Origin of the sequence: Polycladomyces subterraneus (assembly GCF_030433435.1) — a bacterium.
Classification (GTDB): domain Bacteria; phylum Bacillota; class Bacilli; order Thermoactinomycetales; family JIR-001; genus Polycladomyces; species Polycladomyces subterraneus.
Genome location: NZ_JANRHH010000013.1, coordinates 1 through 16,852, shown reverse-complemented (window position 1 = coordinate 16,852; position 16,852 = coordinate 1). Strand labels below are relative to the sequence as shown.

Here is a 16,852-nt window from a genome sequence, read left to right as displayed (position 1 = left end):
AAAATCGTTGATCAGACAAACACAAGTCAAGGGGAACGGTAGGATATGCAGAAAAGGACGGGCGAGTTAACATGGAAGTGTTGCAAGTCGATCTTCGGAGAGCCGGCTACGAGCAGGCGCACGCAGTGGTACACGATATTTCGTTTTCGTTGAAAAGCGGTGAAATGATGGGATTGATCGGTCCCAATGGCACAAGTAAAAGCACCACCATCAAAGTGATTTTGGGCTTATTAAAAAACGTGGACGGTCGGGTGAGCCTGACGGTACCCCGCCAACGGTATAGTTATGTACCGGAACACCCCGTATTGTACGATGATTTGACGGTGTGGGAGCATCTGGAATTGGGCGGCTTCCGCCTATGAGATGCCACGTGAGGAATTTGAAAAGAAAGCCGATGAGTTATTGGAGCGGTTTCAATTGACGAAAGAGAAGCATCATCTTCCACGAAGCTTCTCCAAAGGGATGCAACAAAAAGTGATGCTGATCGTGGGGTTTCTGTTGCAACCGGACCTCTATATCGTGGATGAGCCTTTTATTGGTCTGGACCCGCGAGCGACCAAGGAGCTGCTGCATTTGTTGATGGAAGAGCGCAAGCGCGGGGCCGCTGTACTGTTGTCTACGCATGTGTTGGATACGGCCGAAAAAATCTGCGATTCGTTTCTCCTGCTTACGGGAGGGCGATGTGTGGCTCGTGGCACGCTGGCAGAGCTACGGTCGCGGATGGGACGTGAGGAAGCTTCGTTAATGGATTGTTTCAATTTCTTCACGTCGGCCTAGGCTGTTTCCAGTTACTCATGGATCTGAGAGCGTCTAGCCTTTTTAGGAGGACAAAATCCGTACGTAGACGATACAGGACATATGGATTGGACGCGCCCCAGAAGGTGCAACCCATGCCGCAGAAATGGTTTCTTCGGAGATGGTGGTCGGATTGGCGGTTTCAGTACCAGGTGTGGCGTGGATGATATGGATGCGTATGCGCGTCCGAGAGCAGGGAACCTGGCTTCAGGATATGGCGTATGAGCGAACACAGCGGTTGAAATGGGCTTCGTTCATTTTGGGCAAGTCGGGCGTGTTGAACCGCCCTTCCTATTGGGTCAAAAAGCGGCCGTGGCTGTTCCCGCGTTCCGGCCGGATCTTTCGGAAGCAGACAGCCGCTCATGTCCTTGCGGAAGTGGTCATCAAATCCTTTTTCCGTAACGGCCATCAGCTGATCCAATACGGCCAATTGGTGGGGGTGTGCACGGCGGCGGTCGTCGCTTCGCCATTTTGGTTTATGGCTGCTGTTTTCCTTATTGTTGGGTTTATGGGTCCGCTCCTTTTGGCGTGGGTGGTGTTCCCATGAGCTTTTTCGTGTGTGGTTTCCAGCGGGGAGCATCCCGAAAAGCGGGTTGGTCATCGCCTTTTCCGTTTTGCATCTGATTGGTTTCCTCCCGCTGTCCGTAGCGGTTGGCATCGTCTCGTTCAGCGGTTGGTGGGTGTTGTGGATGATCCCCGCCGGTTGGGCGGCGGGGCGATTCACCGTCCACCTGTTTGCCGGTTGGGAAGTATCTGCCGGTGTGACCGGTAGATCCGGTTTGCCAGGCTAACCCTTTATCGTTGGGTGGGAGGGGTCACCAACCACTTTATTTGAAGGGGAAATGAAGTTGCCTTTGTTGACGGGCAATTCAACAATAAAAAAGAAGAGGACGGCATCGGCCGTCTCTTCGTATCAAATTGTGATGCTACACATCAATCATGATCCGACTTTTTTACATCCTTTGGATAAGGTGCATTTCCTTTTGTCGCTTTCCAAATCGCGAGGTTCAGCTGATCATCCGGTGCCGCATCTTCACGAGAAAAGTCCATCTGGCTGGATTCCTTAGCCATCGGCGCATCCTGACCATTGATACGGTCGAGGGGGTAGGTCGGCCCCACTGCATCGTACGGTTTGAAATTCGGATGCGTTGTAAACGTATTAAGCATCGGTGTTGCCGCAGCATCATACTGTGTGAGGGGTTGCATACCGAGAATCAGTTCGATCGTCTTGAGCATAGACGCGGTATCGTAGAACGTACTATCTACCGTGCCCTTTTGTGTGTAAGGGCTGATGACAAGGGCCTCCGTCCGATGCGCGTCCACGTGATCCGGGCCGTCTTGTGCGTCATCTTCTACAATGAAGATGGCTGTATCTTTCCAGTATGGTGAGTGACTGACGGCGTCAACCAGTTTTCCGACAGCCAAGTCGTTTTGTGCGACATAGGATTGCGGTGACAAGGCGCCAGGTGTCGTTCCTTTGGTGTGATCGTTCGGCAAACGTACGATTTCCAACTGCGGAAGATTACCGTTCTTCACGAATTGCTGGAACTCCTTGTTCCACTCATCAAATCTGGTTAAATCGGAAGTATCCATATCCCAGCCCGTAAAATTCGGGTCATAGTTGTTCCCGATGCTGGGGTCCGCAGGTACAGACTTTCCAAATTGATAGAACTCACCATAGTCACGGAACGAAACGCCCGATCGTTTTGCGTCATTCCATAAGAACCCATCCTTCGGATAAGTCGCTGTGTTGTCGCCTTCAAAGTCATATGGGCGATTTCGATCGGAGTAGTTCGCCGGCCAGTTCTTTTCAACATAGTCGTTCGCCTTGGCTCCCGTCGCCCAGTTATGCCCTTGAGCACTGATTTCTGCATCCGTATAGAAGTTGTCCAACAGCACAAATTGGTCGGCCAGCTTATGCAGGTTGGGTGTGATGTTTTTCCCAAACATGGTCAGGTTCGGATCGCCGTTGCCTTTTTTCATGTCACCGAAAACTTGGTCATATGTGCGGTTTTCTTTTATGACGTAAATGACATGTTTGATAGGTGATTTTTCTCCAGCAAAACGCGGAATGACAGAGGCGCCTTTGCCTTCATCCTGTGCAAGGAACCGATCGTTTCGCATCACTTGTTGTGTGTAGCTTTTCAACTTCCTATCATCGGGGGTGTCGATGAAAGACAAGGTTCCTTTTATCATGCTGCCAATATATTGAGTAGATGGACCGTACGTTCCTTGTTGATAACCTTTGTTGGTACCGGCTCCCATCCCTTTGGCATTCAATACCATGATATGTTTTCCATCCGCACTCAATTGAATATCGGTCGGATACCATGCAGTGGGAATCAAACCCTTCACGCGGGGCTCTTTTCCAAGGCGGATGACCGCAACGTCATTGTTGCCCGCGTTAGCAACGTACAATGTTTGACCGTCCGGACTTACAGCCAATGCATCGGGCTGGCTACCGGTCTTCGCGTGTTTATACGGGGAGAGAGAGAGGGTTTGGATCACTTTGTCCGAGCTCGAATCAATCACGGAAATTTGATCACTGTCGGAATCCGAAACGTAAATGTTTCCATTCTTCGGGTTGGTTGCGATTGCGTTTGGGTGGAGACCAACGGGGATATCAGATTTTTTCGTGAAGGTCGCGAGATCAATGACGCTAACGCTGCTTTCTCCCCAATTGCTTACGTACAACTTGCTTCCGTCTTTACTGAGATCCACTGTATACGGAAACTTGCCGACAGATACGGAAGAGACGATTTGCTTCGTGGTTAGATCAATTTTGGATACTTGGCCGGACATGTTATCTGCCACATACAGGTACTTGCCATCTGGAGAAACCGTGATACCAGCCGGGTAAAAATTGGTTTTCTTGGCATCCGACATCTGAATGGGTGGCTGTTCCGTTAACTGACCGGCGTGGAAACGGTAAACGCGAATTTTGTTATTTCCTCCCGCAGAAGCATAAACCGTTTGACCATCCGGGCTAAATGCAACGCCGAAATAAAGTGCCTCCGGTGCCTTGTACGAGATTGTTTGTACGACTTTTTGCGTCTTGGTGTCCACTACCTGTAAAGATTGGACACCCTGCCCGGCATTTGATACAATGACATATTTGTGGTCAGGACTGATCGCCGATCCCATCGGGAAATCGCCCAATTGAACTTGCTTTCCGGCAGGAGTTAACGTCCAGTTGTAAGGAGTGACCGCAGTTCCATCTGCTTGAGGTCCGGCAGTGCGATGCGTCCAATCTACAGCAAACGCCGTTCCCGTACCGACAACCGCCAGAGCTACGAAAGCCGAGACTACTTTCCTCCTTAGATTCATCTCCCTCAACTCCCAAATTGGTTTAGTGTTTCCATCTAAATAATAGAGAAGTTATTTTAGCAAAATATTTTCTATATGTAATGTTTCACTTAACGTGATGATCCCAAATCCGATTACATTAAGGCAATCAACGTAACACATTGTCGTTAGTCCATCCACTCTTGCCCACGATCGACTATCACCGGCTAGATCATGTGTGCTGATGCTGGCGCTCCACAAAATGAAAGAGGCGACAATATCGCCGCCTCTTTTGTTCCTTTTCGTATGGGTGAATCTATTTCTCATTCTTTTGGGGTTCACCCGTAATCGGGTCTAGGAAGAGCTTCTCATTGCGCGGCCCGTGATGGAAATCAAACATGTTTTTGAGAGAACCAGCCACCGCGTCAAAAGAATGGTCGCCTATCCGTCCTAATTTCCAGTTATCCTCAATAAAGCGAAGGATCGATGCCTGGTCGGTAACGGTGTGATCAACAAAATTCTTCTTGGCGTAAGGCGAGATGACCAGCAAGGGCAAACGCGGTCCGTATCCTGCGCGATCCAGATAGGGTCCGAGCTTGGGAGTTCCAGCGTTACCAGGACCGAACAAGGCATCATATTGAGGATCATTTGATCCGTTCACGAGAGGTCCCATGACATGATCATACCAACCATCAGAATCATCATATGCGATGATCACAGCAGTGTTTTTCCATTCAGGAAGCTTTTGCAGACGATTGATCGTGTTCACGATAAAGTGTTGCTCATCAAGCGGATCAGAATAACCGGCATGACCGTCCTGATAGTTTGCAGCCTTCAAGAAACTTACCGCCGGAAGATTTCCAGCTTCTGCAGCTTTCCAGAAGTCTTCCAGATCGTATTGATGATTGGCTTGATCTGTATGTCCGATCATTTTAACGGAAGTGGGTGGTAAATGATTCGGATTGGCCGTTGATTGATAGTACTGGAACGGTTCATGATGAGGGTTATAATCCGTTACCCATTTGCCTGCAATATTCTGATGCTGCGCTTTGGGATCACGGAATCCGCCTTGGAACCAGCCCCAAGTGATACCTTTGGCGTTCAACAGGTCACCGACATTTTTCCCGCTCATGGCAGCTTGCGGTCTGTTTGGATCGGACGCTTTGTCATAATACGGATCCGGATCTCCGATTACGGTACCGTTTGCTACATTATCCTTGATGTCTCCAACTTTGACCCCTTTCAAATAGCCTGTGGCACCGTGAGTTTGCCCGGAAATCAAGTTCAGCGCCCCGGGGGTGGAAGGACCAAACGTCGTGCCGTAGGAGTTATCGCTCATGGCAAAATGTTGAGCATAATTCCACAGGGCGGTAACCGTATTCCCGTCGTAATAATCCATTACCAAGGACTTATCTTTGCCGCCCGATGTATTTTCAACAAATTTATCCATTTTTCCGCCATCAAATGCTTTTTGTTCAGCCGTATATTCGTGATCCATATCATCGGTCATCGCTTGGGAACGATCGAGGCGTTTGGGGTTATAGAGATTGGGGTTGTGTGTCAGAAGTTCCTTTGTCAATCCATTGACGTGCGGTGTGCCCTTCTTGGCTTGGAATTTCGGTTCACCTGGCAGGTTTGCGGCATGTGGGTAGGTTCCAAAGTAGTGGTCAAAGGAAACGTTCTCGTCAAAAAGGACCACTACGTGTTTGATGGGTGTCGTGGTGTCTTTTTCATTGGAAACCACAGAACCATGACCATCATGCTTCTCAAAAGCGAATACGGGTACGGTCAAAAAAGCGCTGATTGCAACCATACAGCTGGCAAGGCCCAATGCTGTTTTCTTCTTCATCTTTTCAACTCCTTCACCCATGTTTCTCGGAATCTCTCGTTGGGGGTTCTCCTTACCAAGTGGGAGAATGGCTCAATATGAATGAAGGTCCTCCTTCCATGATCTCGTTAGATCTGCTGGTGTTTTTGCTCATTCATAAAGTGAGAACCCTCGTTACTGGTCTCCTTGCACAGTTTCATGATAGACAACAATTATGAACAACGTTTTAACCGATTGTTATTTCTGTAAAAACCGTATGATCAGACCAGAGAATGAGTACAACCAAGCAAAAAGCCTTGTAAATATGTGTGAGAATGGTCTCTCATGTCAAGTGTTAAATACCGTTGCCAACGATCACGGATCATGGCAGGAGAGATCATATTCGGAGGTGTCTCCGGGTTTGGGTAAAAAATCCATCCATAGTGGGATCTTGGCATAGAAAACCATTCCTCTCAAACACAAATTTTTCTATTTTTTCTACTGGATGAGATTAGGAAAATCGCTTGACTCAAATATGCTAGGACTTAAAATATTCCTATCGATGTCAATAAAAAACAGAGGAGGGGACTCTGAGAAGCGCATTTCCGGGCTATACAGGTCGGCAGGAACGGTGATATGCGATTCAATTAATATAAGTCGGAAAAGTCGGTCAAATCCTGCTCGGTGTGATACCTGTCATTGATCCATCCGAGAAAAACAGCGCTGAATGGGAGAAGGGGGAATTTCATGCGGCGCCGGAAAAGTCGGCTCCTGATGTATTTGGTGGCCGGAATCGCGGCTTTTGTGGCATTTTCCTTACCTGTATATCCCTCCAGTTGGGCCAAGCCCCCGGTGGTGAAGGTGATGGCAGACAATGTTCGTCACCAAATCTGGGGTGACTTTGCCAAAGGCAAAAACAAGAACGTCAAAATGGAATTGGAAGGTAAGCAAACGGTCCTGACACCCAAACAGACTGATCAGGTCGCGGTTTACACTTCGCCTGTCATCCGTTCATCCATTGTATTTACGGATGTCGGTGTCCACTGGAAAAACCGGGCTAAAAACAAGATCAAAGCACAGGCCAACACCCGGATCGACGTGCGCTTTTCTTCCGACGGTCATCATTGGTCTTCGTGGAAGGAGGCCGAAGTCGATGCGGACATGACACCGGGGCCCGGCCATTCGACCGAAACATTCAGCCAATTGATCTACGCCAACAACGGGCGATATTTTCAGTATCGTGTCCAGATGCATTCGGACAAAAACGTGGTTCCGCGCATTAAGGACATTCAGGTGGCGTTCATCAACTCGCGCGATGGGAAAAAAGTAGAGTCCAAGAAGTCCTTCTGGGACATCCTGTTTGAAAAAGTCCACGCCGCAGTCAACAAGCCGGACATTGTCTCCCGAGCCGAATGGGGCGCGGACGAATCCCTGCGCTACAATGCGGACGGAACGGAAAAGTGGCCGCGCGAATACCATTCGGTTTCGCACATTTTCGTCCATCACACGGACACGCCCAACAATGATCCCGACCCCGCCGCTCGCGTGCGTGCCATCTATTACTACCACGCTGTGACCAAAGGCTGGGGTGACATTGCCTATAACGCCATCATCGGCAGTGACGGGCGGATCTACGAAGGGCGAAAAGGGCAGGACAACGATGTGCTGACCAACGGCGTCGTGGGTGCGGGTACGTACGGGTTCAACAAAGGCGGTTTTTCCGTCTCCCTGATGGGTGAGTATCAATCCACTCCGTTGCCCGTCAACATGCGTCAGGCGTTGGTGAAATTGTTGGCGTACGTTGCCTCCATCAACAATATCGATCCGACGGGGAAATCGGATTTTGTTCGGGATTACGAAGTGACTGATCCCAATATTCCGAAGGTGGATTATGATGTACCCAACATCGCTGGTCACCGGGATTCCAAGTACACACCCGGCACCTATTGCCCCGGCGATTACGTGTATAATGATTTGCCGCAAATTCGACAGAACGTGGCGGCGGCCATTCAAGAGGCCAATGTTAATCCCAACCTGAAACGACTGGACGGTGCCAACCGTTATGAAGTGGCGGTCAATGTGAGCAAGGAGTTGGAGAACCGCGGCTTCTCCTCGGACACCATCCTGCTTGCACGCGGGGATTTGTACACTGATGCCTTGTCTGGCGGACCGCTTGCCGCCAAGTCGAAGTCCCCCATCCTGCTGACGTCTACCACCTCTTTGCCGACGTCGGTACAGATGGAAATTCAACGTCGCCATCCGGCCAAAGTAGTGATTCTCGGCGGAACAGGCTCCGTATCCACCAACGTGGAAGCGCAGTTGCGCAATCTGGGCGTCCCTGCTGACGGGATCACGCGGATCGACGGACCCAACCGTTTTGCCGTTTCCGCTTCCGTTGCGGAACAAGTGGTGAGCGGGACGCCTACCAACACCGCCATCATCGCCAGCGGGCTGACGTTCCCCGATGCGCTGTCCGCCTCCAGCATTGCGGCACAAAAAGGAATGCCCATCCTGCTGGTGGGTACCAACAGCGTGCCTGACCAGATCATGCAGTTCCTGAACAATCATCCGGAGATCAACCAGTTCGTCATCGTGGGCGGTCCGGCCACCGTTTCCGATGCGGTGAAAGCGCAATTGGAGACCAAAGGAACAGTAACCCGCATCAGCGGTGCCAACCGCTTCGAAGTGGGCGTCAACTTGGCGAAGTATTTCAATATGAGCGCTTCCTCTCTCGTCTTTGCGCGCGGGGATCAGAACTTCTTCGCGGACGCTCTGTCTGGGGGGCCACTCGCTGGTTTGACTGGTTCGCCAATCCTGTTGACCACACCCACCAAACTGCCGGTGGAAGTGGAAAACTATCTGTCCGAGAATCGTGGGGCATTCCAAAAAGGGTACATCCTAGGTGGAACAGGTTCTGTCTCCACTGATGTAGCCCAGAAAATCTCCGGTTACATGCAGTGAACGAACACAACCCAGTGGTACATGCCGCTGGGTTGTTTTTTAAGGGAAAAGGGTTCATATGAGGAGATAAACCTTTATCATTGCTTTTGTGTAGTCTATTTTGCTCATGGGAAGTTCAACCTACGATTAACTGGGTTAGGCCAAAATGGGATATCTTTATTTTACCCCACCATACCCGGGATGTGTCGCAGAAACAATAGAGCTTGAGGTAAATTCGGATTTGATTTTGGATTTTGATCATAATGGCCGACTGGTTGGAATCGAGTTTGATGGAAAAACTGCGGATCTTCTATATGAATGGGCTGGGCGGAAACATGTTTTTGAAAAGTGTTTTCACCATGATAAAGGTCACTTTTATAGATTCATGATTGCGCCACTTCCCCATACTGTTGAGTACGTGATTGATCAACATATTGTTTTCCATTTTCAAGATGATGGTTACAAGGGATTTGTAGGAATTGATCTTTATAACATCGATGATTATTCAGAGTCTTATTTGGTTGGCTGATTAACTGACTGAATCCATTTGAAACGAGAACTCAATGGGGGCTGAGCTCCAATCGTGATTATGGTCGAGCCGGATTGTCCATCTGTTTGATCTCATGATGTTTTGTTTTTGAGGCTGTTGACCTTGTTGTCAACAGCCTCAAATATGGAATGTCCCATACTTTTTATTTTGGTAAGAGAAGGTTTTCAATTTCCCGGTGCAGCGCCATCCAATCGGTTGTCCCGCGCAAGGAGAAGCGGTCGCCGCGGGGGTAGGGTACGGAGATCTCACGAATCACCCGCATCGGCTGCCGGCTTAAGACATAAATGCGGTCAGACAGGAGGAGCGCTTCTTCAATGCTATGGGTGATGAAAAGAACCGTTCGCCGTTCCGTTTCCAATACGGATAAGAGCCATTGTTGCATGTGGGTCCGGGTAAGTGCGTCAAGCGCGCCGAACGGTTCATCCAGGCATAAGAGCTCCTGTTTGCTGGCAAGGGCACGGATAAACGCGGCGCGCTGTTGCATGCCGCCGCTCAGTTCATGCGGATAACTGTGGGCCACATGGTCAAGCCCAGCCTTTTTTAACAAACTCTGCACATGCGAAGGATCCAAGTGGCCATTCAGTTCTTGGGCCAATCGGACATTTTGTTCAATCGTGCGCCAGGGAAACAGGGAGGGCTGTTGGGGCATGTAAGCGATATGCCCTCTTTTCCCGTGGATGGGTTTGCCGTCGAGCAAAATTTCTCCCCGTTTCGGCTTGTAAATCCCACCGATGAGATAAAAAAGCGTGCTCTTTCCACTCCCGGAAGGGCCGATCAAAGAGACGAATTCCCCCGGTTTGACCTCGAGTGAGAGGTTTTCTATGATCGGTTGTCGGTCATAGGCAAAAGTCAGCTCTTTCACTTCAAGTTTCACGGCCATCTCCTCCCTTCCTGGTCTGCCAGCGCAAGGTCCAAGCTTCCATAAGGGAGATTGCGGCAAAAAGGAGCAAGCTTAAGCCCGCGATCAACAAGATGGCCACAAAGACCCGATCCGTGCGAAAGGAGGAAGAGGCCAGTTGCATCATCACGCCCAACCCGTCTTTTGCTCCCAGCCATTCCGCAATCACAGCACCCATCACGCTATAGGTGGCCGCAAGTTTGAATCCGGAAAAAAAGGAGGGAAGCGCGGACGGCCATTCCAGTTTAAAAAAGCGTTGCAGGCGCGAAGCTCCCGCCATTTCCATATACATGATCAGTGTCCTGTCCGTTTGCTGAAAACCATCCAGGGTGGACACGGTGATCGGAAAAAAGCAGACCAGGGCCACGACAATCACTTTCGGTTCCATCCCAAAACCCAGCCATAGAATGAGCAGGGGAGCTAGGGCGATCAATGGGATGTTTTGCGATAAGATCAGCAATGGGTATATCAGTTTTTTCAAAAGAGCCGACAAGTGCAAAACGACGGCAGACACCAAACCGATGGCCAGACCCAAGAGCAAACCGCAGATGGCGATCCATGCGGTCGCGAACAAGTTTTCCGGAATGCGTGTCCACTCATGGACCAGAGTCGTGAAGATTCGGGAAGGGGCCGGCAACATCCAAGGGTCAATGGACCATAGACGAACAGCCGCCTCCCACAGAAGCAGGAGGACGGCAAAAAACAGGATGGATGGTCCGTAGTTAAACCGTTTCATCATATTTTTGCGTCAACTCTTTCATGGTGATGCCATCCACATTGTGATAGATTTTCACTTGCGAAAGGATGCTGCGACAGCCCATCTTCACCATTTCTTCATTCATTTTGGCCACGATGGCAAGGAGCTCGGGCAGTTCGCCTTCCATGGTTGTTTCCAGCGGACCGACCCGGTAAGGCACTCCGGCGCTTTGGATGATTTCAATGGCCCGGTCGACATAGGGGATTACACTTTCCCCGCCCGGCGTATGTGGGAGGATTTGAATGCTCAAGAGTGTACTGGCCATCTCATTTTCCTCCTTGGGGCAAGAACTGATTGGTAAATGCTTTACTCGGGTCAAAGTTGCCTTTGAGCAGTTGGTGCTTCTTCATCCAGTTGGCGTACCTGGCCCATACTTCTTGTTTTTGCAGCCCCCAAACCGGCGCATCCGCTTGATAACGCGGGCTCAACCATTCTTGGCTTTTCTTTACCAGCTTCGGATCAAGGTCAGGAACCGCTTTGGAAAGAATGGAAGCAGCATCGTCAGGGTGGGCGATGGCATACTGATATCCTTTGCTCACAGCGCGCATAAACGCTTTGACTGTTTGCGGGTCCTGCTTGATCTCTTTTTCGCTGGTGATCAACACCGGGGTATAGTAATCCAGATCTTTGGAGTAATCAGTGAGATAAATGATGTTCAGCTTCATGCCGCGAAGTTCAGCTTCGATTCCAGTCCAACCATAATAAATCCATGCAAAATCCACATTGCGTTTAACGATCGAAAAGAAATCCGCATTCCCTGTGTTAATGATTTTTACCTTGTTGGGATCCGCATGATCCCCTTCCATCAGCGACGTGATCATTTGCTTTTCAATCGGGGAACCCCAACCGCCGTAGGTTTTGCCCTCAAAATCCCTGGGGCGCTTAATGTTTTTGTTTGCGGGTGAAGCGAATCCCGAAGTGTTATGTTGGATGACTGCTGCGATGGAGACGATGGGTATCCCTTGGGTACGTGCTTCGGTGACATTTTCTTGGTAGCTGACGCCAAACTGGGCACGCCCAGAAGCGACCATTTGTTCGGCGCCGCTTTGTCCTGGCTGAATAATATCCACATCCAACCCTTCTTGCTTAAAGTAACCTTTTTCTTTCGCCACATAAAGGCCGGTATGGTTGGTGTTGGGGGTCCAGTCCAGAACAAGCGTCACTTTTTTCAACCCTTTTTCTGATGAATCGGTCCCCGGCGCACTGCAAGCAGTGGCCACGACCAGCAAGAGAGCCAAGCTCAAAAGCCATCCGATTCGTTTCATTGATAGATTCCACCTTTCAAAAAGAAATCGATCCATAAAAAAAGCGCCTTCCTGATCCGGAGGCGCTGATATGCACAGAAAGCGAACGATTTTCGATCCTTTCCCTACGCCGGAATTACCCGGATCAGGTTCCTAGGGTCAGTGTATCGGTACACTTTCTCAGCCGGCCATTATCCAGCTCCCCTCGAATATTCGATTGGTTCGGGCTTCATTATACGAAAGGACATCGTTTTTGTCCATAAGAGGGAGGTTGTGGAAAGATAAGGAGTGCTTTTTTCTCGGATTGGTACGTTCAGATTGCGTATCAAAAAAGCCCCCAAAAAGGGGGCAATCTAAGATCGAAATAGAACGGTTGAAACGATTACTCGGGAATTTCCAGCAGGATTTTCCCGAACTGATCTCCTGCTTGCATCCGCTTCAGTGCTTCACTCGCCTGCTCCAACGGGAACGACCGATCGATCACCGGCCGGATTTCGTGCTTTTTGAAAAAGGACAGCATCTGTTCAAACTCCTCGGCATTCCCCATGGTGCTGCCGAGAATATCCAGTTGCTTTAGGAAGATCAGTGGCATGACCAGATTGGGGACCGGTCCGCGGGTTGCTCCAAAAGTGACAATGCGTCCGCCCGGCTTGGCAATGCGGATGAGTTGGGTAAAGGTGTCCCCACCAACGCTGTCCACGCACAGATCGGCCTGTCCCTCCATACGATCTTGTAGTTCCTTCACCCACTTCTCCGAGTTGACATTCACCCCACCGGCTGCCCCCAGCTGAAGGGCACGTTCGATTTTTTCGTCGCTACGTGAGGAAACAAACACCCGAGCTCCGGTTGCTACAGCGATTTGGAGCAAGAAGGTGGCAACACCGCCGCCGATTCCCGGAATAAATACCGTCTCGCCCGGCTGAAGCCGCCCGCGGGTAATGAGCGCTCGGTAAGCAGTCAGTGCTGCCAACGGGAGAGCTGCGGCCTCTTCCCAAGAGAGGTATTCAGGCTTTGGAAACACATTCTCCGCAGGCACTTTTACCAACTGCGCATAGGTTCCGTCAGTAGGCACTCCCAAGATCTGAAAATCCGGCCCCTGGACCCTCGGATTGTCTCCCCAGTTCAAAGTAGGATTGATCACTACTTCGCTGCCGACGGCGATGCTGTCTACTCCTTCTCCGACGGCGACCACAATGCCCGCACCATCGGAACCGGGGATCGCTGGGATTCGAATCCCAGGATACTGGTTGATGGTGATGAAATAATCCCTTCGGTTGAGTGCCGCGGCTTTCAGACGAACGACTACCTCGCCCCGACCAGGCGTCGGATCCGGTACCTCCTCATATCGCAGTTGTTCCGGACCGCCGAATTCTCTGAGAACAATTGCTTTCATCCTTGTCTCCCTCCATTTCTGGAATCAATATTACCTGTGATAAGGGAACGTTCGTTCCATGTCCCGTCCCCATTCTTGGCTACCCTCATTGTCTCACAACTCGTCTATATGGTCAGTATGGAAACGTTGACTTTTATATTGACTTTTGAAACCGAAATGAAGCCAGATTTTCGGCAACACTAGGAAATCCATCGCAAGGTCTTTTATCCCCATAGATTTAGCCCCTATTATACGATCGCACAGTTAGTCATGAGATGTTGATGAAGGGGAATGAATGGTAGGGATTTATTCATGCTGCCCCGTTTATGTATTCAGTCATTCCAATAATGGACCATGGTTTCACCTTTTTAGTCTAGTTGATTTGGATTCACATCCACAATTTTCGACCATCCTTCCTTGTAAGTGGGATATTCCATTTTCTCCGCCATTTGGTCAATCACGTATTCTGGGACCACTCTTTCACGTTCCCGATTGCGTCTTTTACACTCATCAACGGGAGTATGGATGACATGGATTTCTTTTTCATACCCCCGAAACAGATTGATCACTTGAAGTCTCCTATGTGCTTCAAGATGGGTGGAATCAATGACCACATCATAACCGCGTTCCAAATATTCCTTCGCTCTTCTGTAAAGGGTATCAAACACTAACTTATTATTTCCCTGAAACTGAACATCGTTGAATAACTCCTTTCTGATCGTATCACTGGATAATACCACACCGTGGTCGAATTGGTTGGCATAAGTACTTTTCCCTGAGCCAGGAAGGCCCATCAGTATGATTAATTTGGACATGTTATCCCTCCCTGATAAGGACTCAATGGTTATCATCTCCACAAATGGAACGCTTCCATACCTGGCCAACAACTGCAATGGGCTTGGCTGGGATCATCAGTGACATGCCATGAACCAACATCAATCAAAAGCGTTATTGGAGCTTGGCGCCATCGTGGAATCACCGATTTTTATCCCTTACATGACGGGAAGAAAAAATCTGCTCAATCTGGCCCGATCGCATACCAACCTTCCGGAGGGGGAAGAAGCGCCGGGTGGAGGAAGTGTTGCAGACGGTCGGATTGATGGGAACCGCCGATCAGAAAGTGAAAACCTACTCTCTGGGGATGAAACAGCGATTGGGGATCGCACAAGCGCTATTGGGGAACCAAAAGGTCGTCATCCTGGATGAGCCGGCCAACGGGCTCGATCCGATGGGAATAAGGGAATTGCGTGAGCTGATCATCCGTCTTCGTGATCAAAAGGGGCTGACGTTTTTCATATCCAGTCACCTGCTTGATGAATTGGAACAAATGTGCAACCGGTTGGTAGTAGTCCGCAAAGGGCGTTTGGTTTGGCAGGGAAGGATGGAGGATTTGTCTGGAAACGATGGGTGGGTGTATACGGTATCTAAAGCGGACCAGGCATTGGCAGTTTTGTCGGGGAAAGTGGCGGTGAAACAATTGTCACCCAACCGTTTGGAGGTACAGGTCGGAGAAAATAAAATTGACGAGATCAACCGGTTGCTGATGCAACACAATGTGCGGGTATTGGGAATCGAAAAGAAACAGAAGAAATTAGAAGATTTGTTTATCGAGTGGGTGTCGTCATGATTCGGTTGTGGATCAGTGAGTGGGAACGTTTATGGAGCAGACGGATCACTTGGATCCTTTTCTTTTCGATTCCGTTGGTATTGTGGGTGACAGGAAAGTATTACTTGGAGAAGAATGCGCATCTTTCTCCCTTCAGCCCCGAGTTCACCGTGATGGACAATTTTCCCACCATGGCCTTGGCTGAGCAGTTGATCACCTTTTTTAACCTGATTGTGTTGATGTTGTTGGTCTTTTCGATCACCGAAGAGTACAGGACCGGACAGCTTCGATTGATCATGTTGCGTGCCTATTCCTTTCGCCAAATCTTTTTCGCCAAATGGTTGACGGTGATGGGAACTGTCGGCCTGTTGCAGGTGGCTTATTTTCTGGAAAGTTATCTGATCGGTGCCTGGATGTTCCCTTTCACTGGTCAGACTCGCCTCTTTCTGCATGTAGGATGGGTTTCCAGCGGGCAAGCCTTTTCCTATCATCTGCGGTATTATATGATCGCCTTTGCGACCCTGGTCGTCATCTCGGCGGTGACGATGTTTTTTGCCGTCATCAGCCGCACGACAACTACGGCCATGAGATTGTCCGTCGGTTTTCTCATGATCTCCATCGCTTATCCCTTTATATTGTTTGTGTTTACAGAAAAAGTCGCCTGAAAGCCCACCGCGCCCATAGGAAATATCCTTGGGGTATTTCAATCGTGGGATGAAAGGCGGCGTTGCTCGGTGCCTTCTGAAAAGGGCGCTTAGAGCAACATTTTTTGTTTTTAGTTGTTGCAGTATTTATAAAATACTGATAAAACTAAAACCATGGGACAAGCATACAGGAGGACGAAAAAGACATCTGATTCACTACCACTTTGTTTTCTGCCCACGTTATCGCAGAAAAGTGTTGATAAACCAAGTGGAAGAGCAATTTAAACAGTTGGTGAAAGACATTTGTCAGGAAAACGGTTGGGATATCCTTGCCATGGAAGTGATGCCGGATCACTGTCATCTGTTTTTAAACTCCCTACCCAGTGATTCGCCATCTGACATCATGGCAAAATTGAAAGGGGTGACTTCTGGAAAACTGAGGCAAGAATTCAATCACTTGTCTCATTTGCCAAGCTTGTGGACACGCTCATTCTTTGTTAGTACGGCTGGAAACGTTTCAAGTGAAACGATCCGGCGATATGTGGAAGAACAAAAGAAAAGGGGGTGAATGGATGCCCACCATCACACTCAAGTTGGAACTGTATCAACCAACCAAATTCAAACAAGCCATGTATGAACGAATGACGCAAATCAACACGGAGTTTGCAAACTGGCTCCTGCTTCATCCCAACGTGAACAAGGCGACCAGCAAGATTTTCAAGGAGTTTTCTGACGAGAAGTTCCCGTCTGCAATCATTAACCAAACGATTCGGGATGTGAAATCGCAGAAGAAACACCAACAAGCTCGGGTATTCAGGAAGATGTGGTGTTCGTTCAACAATCAGAACCTAAAAGTCGAGAAAAATGGTGACTTCTACACGGTGTCATTTCCTATGCTGGAGAAGCGCATCGGTGTGCCGGTAGTGGCTCGGCCATATCATCAACAATGGCTGG

The 16,852-nt window shown here is 49.4% G+C and carries 15 protein-coding genes, 2 pseudogenes and 1 riboswitch; of the genes and pseudogenes, 9 read left to right on the top strand and 8 right to left on the bottom strand.

The window, feature by feature from the left end:
- Window positions 1-77 precede the first annotated feature (77 nt).
- From NWF35_RS01990 to NWF35_RS01980, 3 genes and pseudogenes are all read left to right on the top strand, one after another.
- Window positions 78-777 (top strand): annotated as a pseudogene (locus NWF35_RS01990) (ABC transporter ATP-binding protein).
- A 124-nt stretch (window positions 778-901) separates the two neighbouring features.
- Window positions 902-1,342: an ABC transporter permease gene (locus NWF35_RS01985; protein ID WP_363321529.1), complete on the top strand. Its 441-nt coding sequence runs from the start codon at window positions 902-904 to the stop codon at window positions 1,340-1,342.
- A 10-nt stretch (window positions 1,343-1,352) separates the two neighbouring features.
- Window positions 1,353-1,586 carry a hypothetical protein gene (locus NWF35_RS01980; protein WP_301237420.1) on the top strand — a complete coding sequence of 78 codons (234 nt, stop codon included), beginning with the start codon at window positions 1,353-1,355 and terminating at the stop codon, window positions 1,584-1,586.
- A gap of 142 nt (window positions 1,587-1,728) precedes the next feature.
- On the opposite strand, the gene NWF35_RS01975 is transcribed toward NWF35_RS01980, so the two are convergent.
- The gene (locus NWF35_RS01975; protein ID WP_301237419.1) at window positions 1,729-4,122 is read right to left on the bottom strand and encodes a bifunctional YncE family protein/alkaline phosphatase family protein; all 2,394 of its coding nucleotides are present in this window, start codon (window positions 4,120-4,122) and stop codon (window positions 1,729-1,731) included.
- 274 nt (window positions 4,123-4,396) lie between these two features.
- A complete protein-coding gene (locus tag NWF35_RS01970) occupies window positions 4,397-5,929 on the bottom strand; it encodes a phospholipase C (protein ID WP_301237418.1) in 1,533 nt (510 codons plus the stop codon).
- A gap of 705 nt (window positions 5,930-6,634) precedes the next feature.
- Here NWF35_RS01970 and NWF35_RS01965 point away from each other — a divergent pair.
- Together NWF35_RS01965 and NWF35_RS01960 are read left to right on the top strand one after the other, a co-directional pair.
- Complete coding sequence (locus NWF35_RS01965; RefSeq protein ID WP_301237417.1) at window positions 6,635-8,848, top strand: cell wall-binding repeat-containing protein; 2,214 nt, start codon at window positions 6,635-6,637, stop codon at window positions 8,846-8,848.
- Between the two features lie 145 nt (window positions 8,849-8,993).
- Window positions 8,994-9,356, top strand: coding sequence for a DUF2283 domain-containing protein (locus tag NWF35_RS01960; protein WP_301237416.1), 363 nt, complete (start codon window positions 8,994-8,996; stop codon window positions 9,354-9,356).
- Window positions 9,357-9,519: 163 nt separating this feature from the next.
- Here NWF35_RS01960 and NWF35_RS01955 read toward each other — a convergent pair whose 3' ends face one another.
- The 6 genes from NWF35_RS01955 to NWF35_RS01930 all read right to left on the bottom strand — a co-directional run bounded on the left by NWF35_RS01955 (window position 9,520) and on the right by NWF35_RS01930 (window position 14,463).
- Entirely contained in the window at window positions 9,520-10,257 is a 738-nt protein-coding gene (locus NWF35_RS01955) for an ABC transporter ATP-binding protein (protein ID WP_301237415.1), read from the bottom strand.
- On the bottom strand, window positions 10,241-11,014 hold the full coding sequence (locus tag NWF35_RS01950; RefSeq protein ID WP_301237414.1) for an ABC transporter permease: 774 nt from the start codon (window positions 11,012-11,014) through the stop codon (window positions 10,241-10,243). Before NWF35_RS01950 ends, NWF35_RS01955 begins: the two co-directional genes overlap by 17 nt.
- Window positions 10,998-11,297 (bottom strand): thiamine-binding protein, encoded by a 300-nt coding sequence (locus NWF35_RS01945; RefSeq protein ID WP_301237413.1) that lies wholly within the window; start codon window positions 11,295-11,297, stop codon window positions 10,998-11,000. The genes NWF35_RS01950 and NWF35_RS01945 overlap by 17 nt, the downstream gene beginning before the upstream one ends.
- A 1-nt stretch (window position 11,298) precedes the next feature.
- Entirely contained in the window at window positions 11,299-12,297 is a 999-nt protein-coding gene (locus NWF35_RS01940) for an ABC transporter substrate-binding protein (protein ID WP_301237412.1), read from the bottom strand.
- A gap of 83 nt (window positions 12,298-12,380) precedes the next feature.
- A riboswitch (TPP riboswitch) is annotated at window positions 12,381-12,492 on the bottom strand.
- 166 nt (window positions 12,493-12,658) lie between these two features.
- Window positions 12,659-13,669: a zinc-binding dehydrogenase gene (locus NWF35_RS01935; RefSeq protein WP_301237411.1), complete on the bottom strand. Its 1,011-nt coding sequence runs from the start codon at window positions 13,667-13,669 to the stop codon at window positions 12,659-12,661.
- Between the two features lie 347 nt (window positions 13,670-14,016).
- Complete coding sequence (locus tag NWF35_RS01930) at window positions 14,017-14,463, bottom strand: ATP-binding protein (RefSeq protein WP_301237410.1); 447 nt, start codon at window positions 14,461-14,463, stop codon at window positions 14,017-14,019.
- 254 nt (window positions 14,464-14,717) lie between these two features.
- Here NWF35_RS01930 and NWF35_RS01925 point away from each other — a divergent pair, with 254 nt between their 5' ends.
- From NWF35_RS01925 to NWF35_RS01910, 4 genes and pseudogenes are all read left to right on the top strand, one after another.
- On the top strand, window positions 14,718-15,275 hold the full coding sequence (locus NWF35_RS01925) for an ATP-binding cassette domain-containing protein (protein ID WP_301237409.1): 558 nt from the start codon (window positions 14,718-14,720) through the stop codon (window positions 15,273-15,275).
- On the top strand, window positions 15,272-15,919 hold the full coding sequence (locus tag NWF35_RS01920) for an ABC transporter permease (RefSeq protein ID WP_301237408.1): 648 nt from the start codon (window positions 15,272-15,274) through the stop codon (window positions 15,917-15,919). The genes NWF35_RS01925 and NWF35_RS01920 overlap by 4 nt, the downstream gene beginning before the upstream one ends.
- 49 nt (window positions 15,920-15,968) lie before the next feature.
- The gene (gene tnpA, locus NWF35_RS01915; protein WP_435873812.1) at window positions 15,969-16,466 is read left to right on the top strand and encodes an IS200/IS605 family transposase; all 498 of its coding nucleotides are present in this window, start codon (window positions 15,969-15,971) and stop codon (window positions 16,464-16,466) included.
- 4 nt (window positions 16,467-16,470) lie between these two features.
- Window positions 16,471-16,852 (top strand): annotated as a pseudogene (locus NWF35_RS01910) (RNA-guided endonuclease TnpB family protein); the annotation flags it as partial.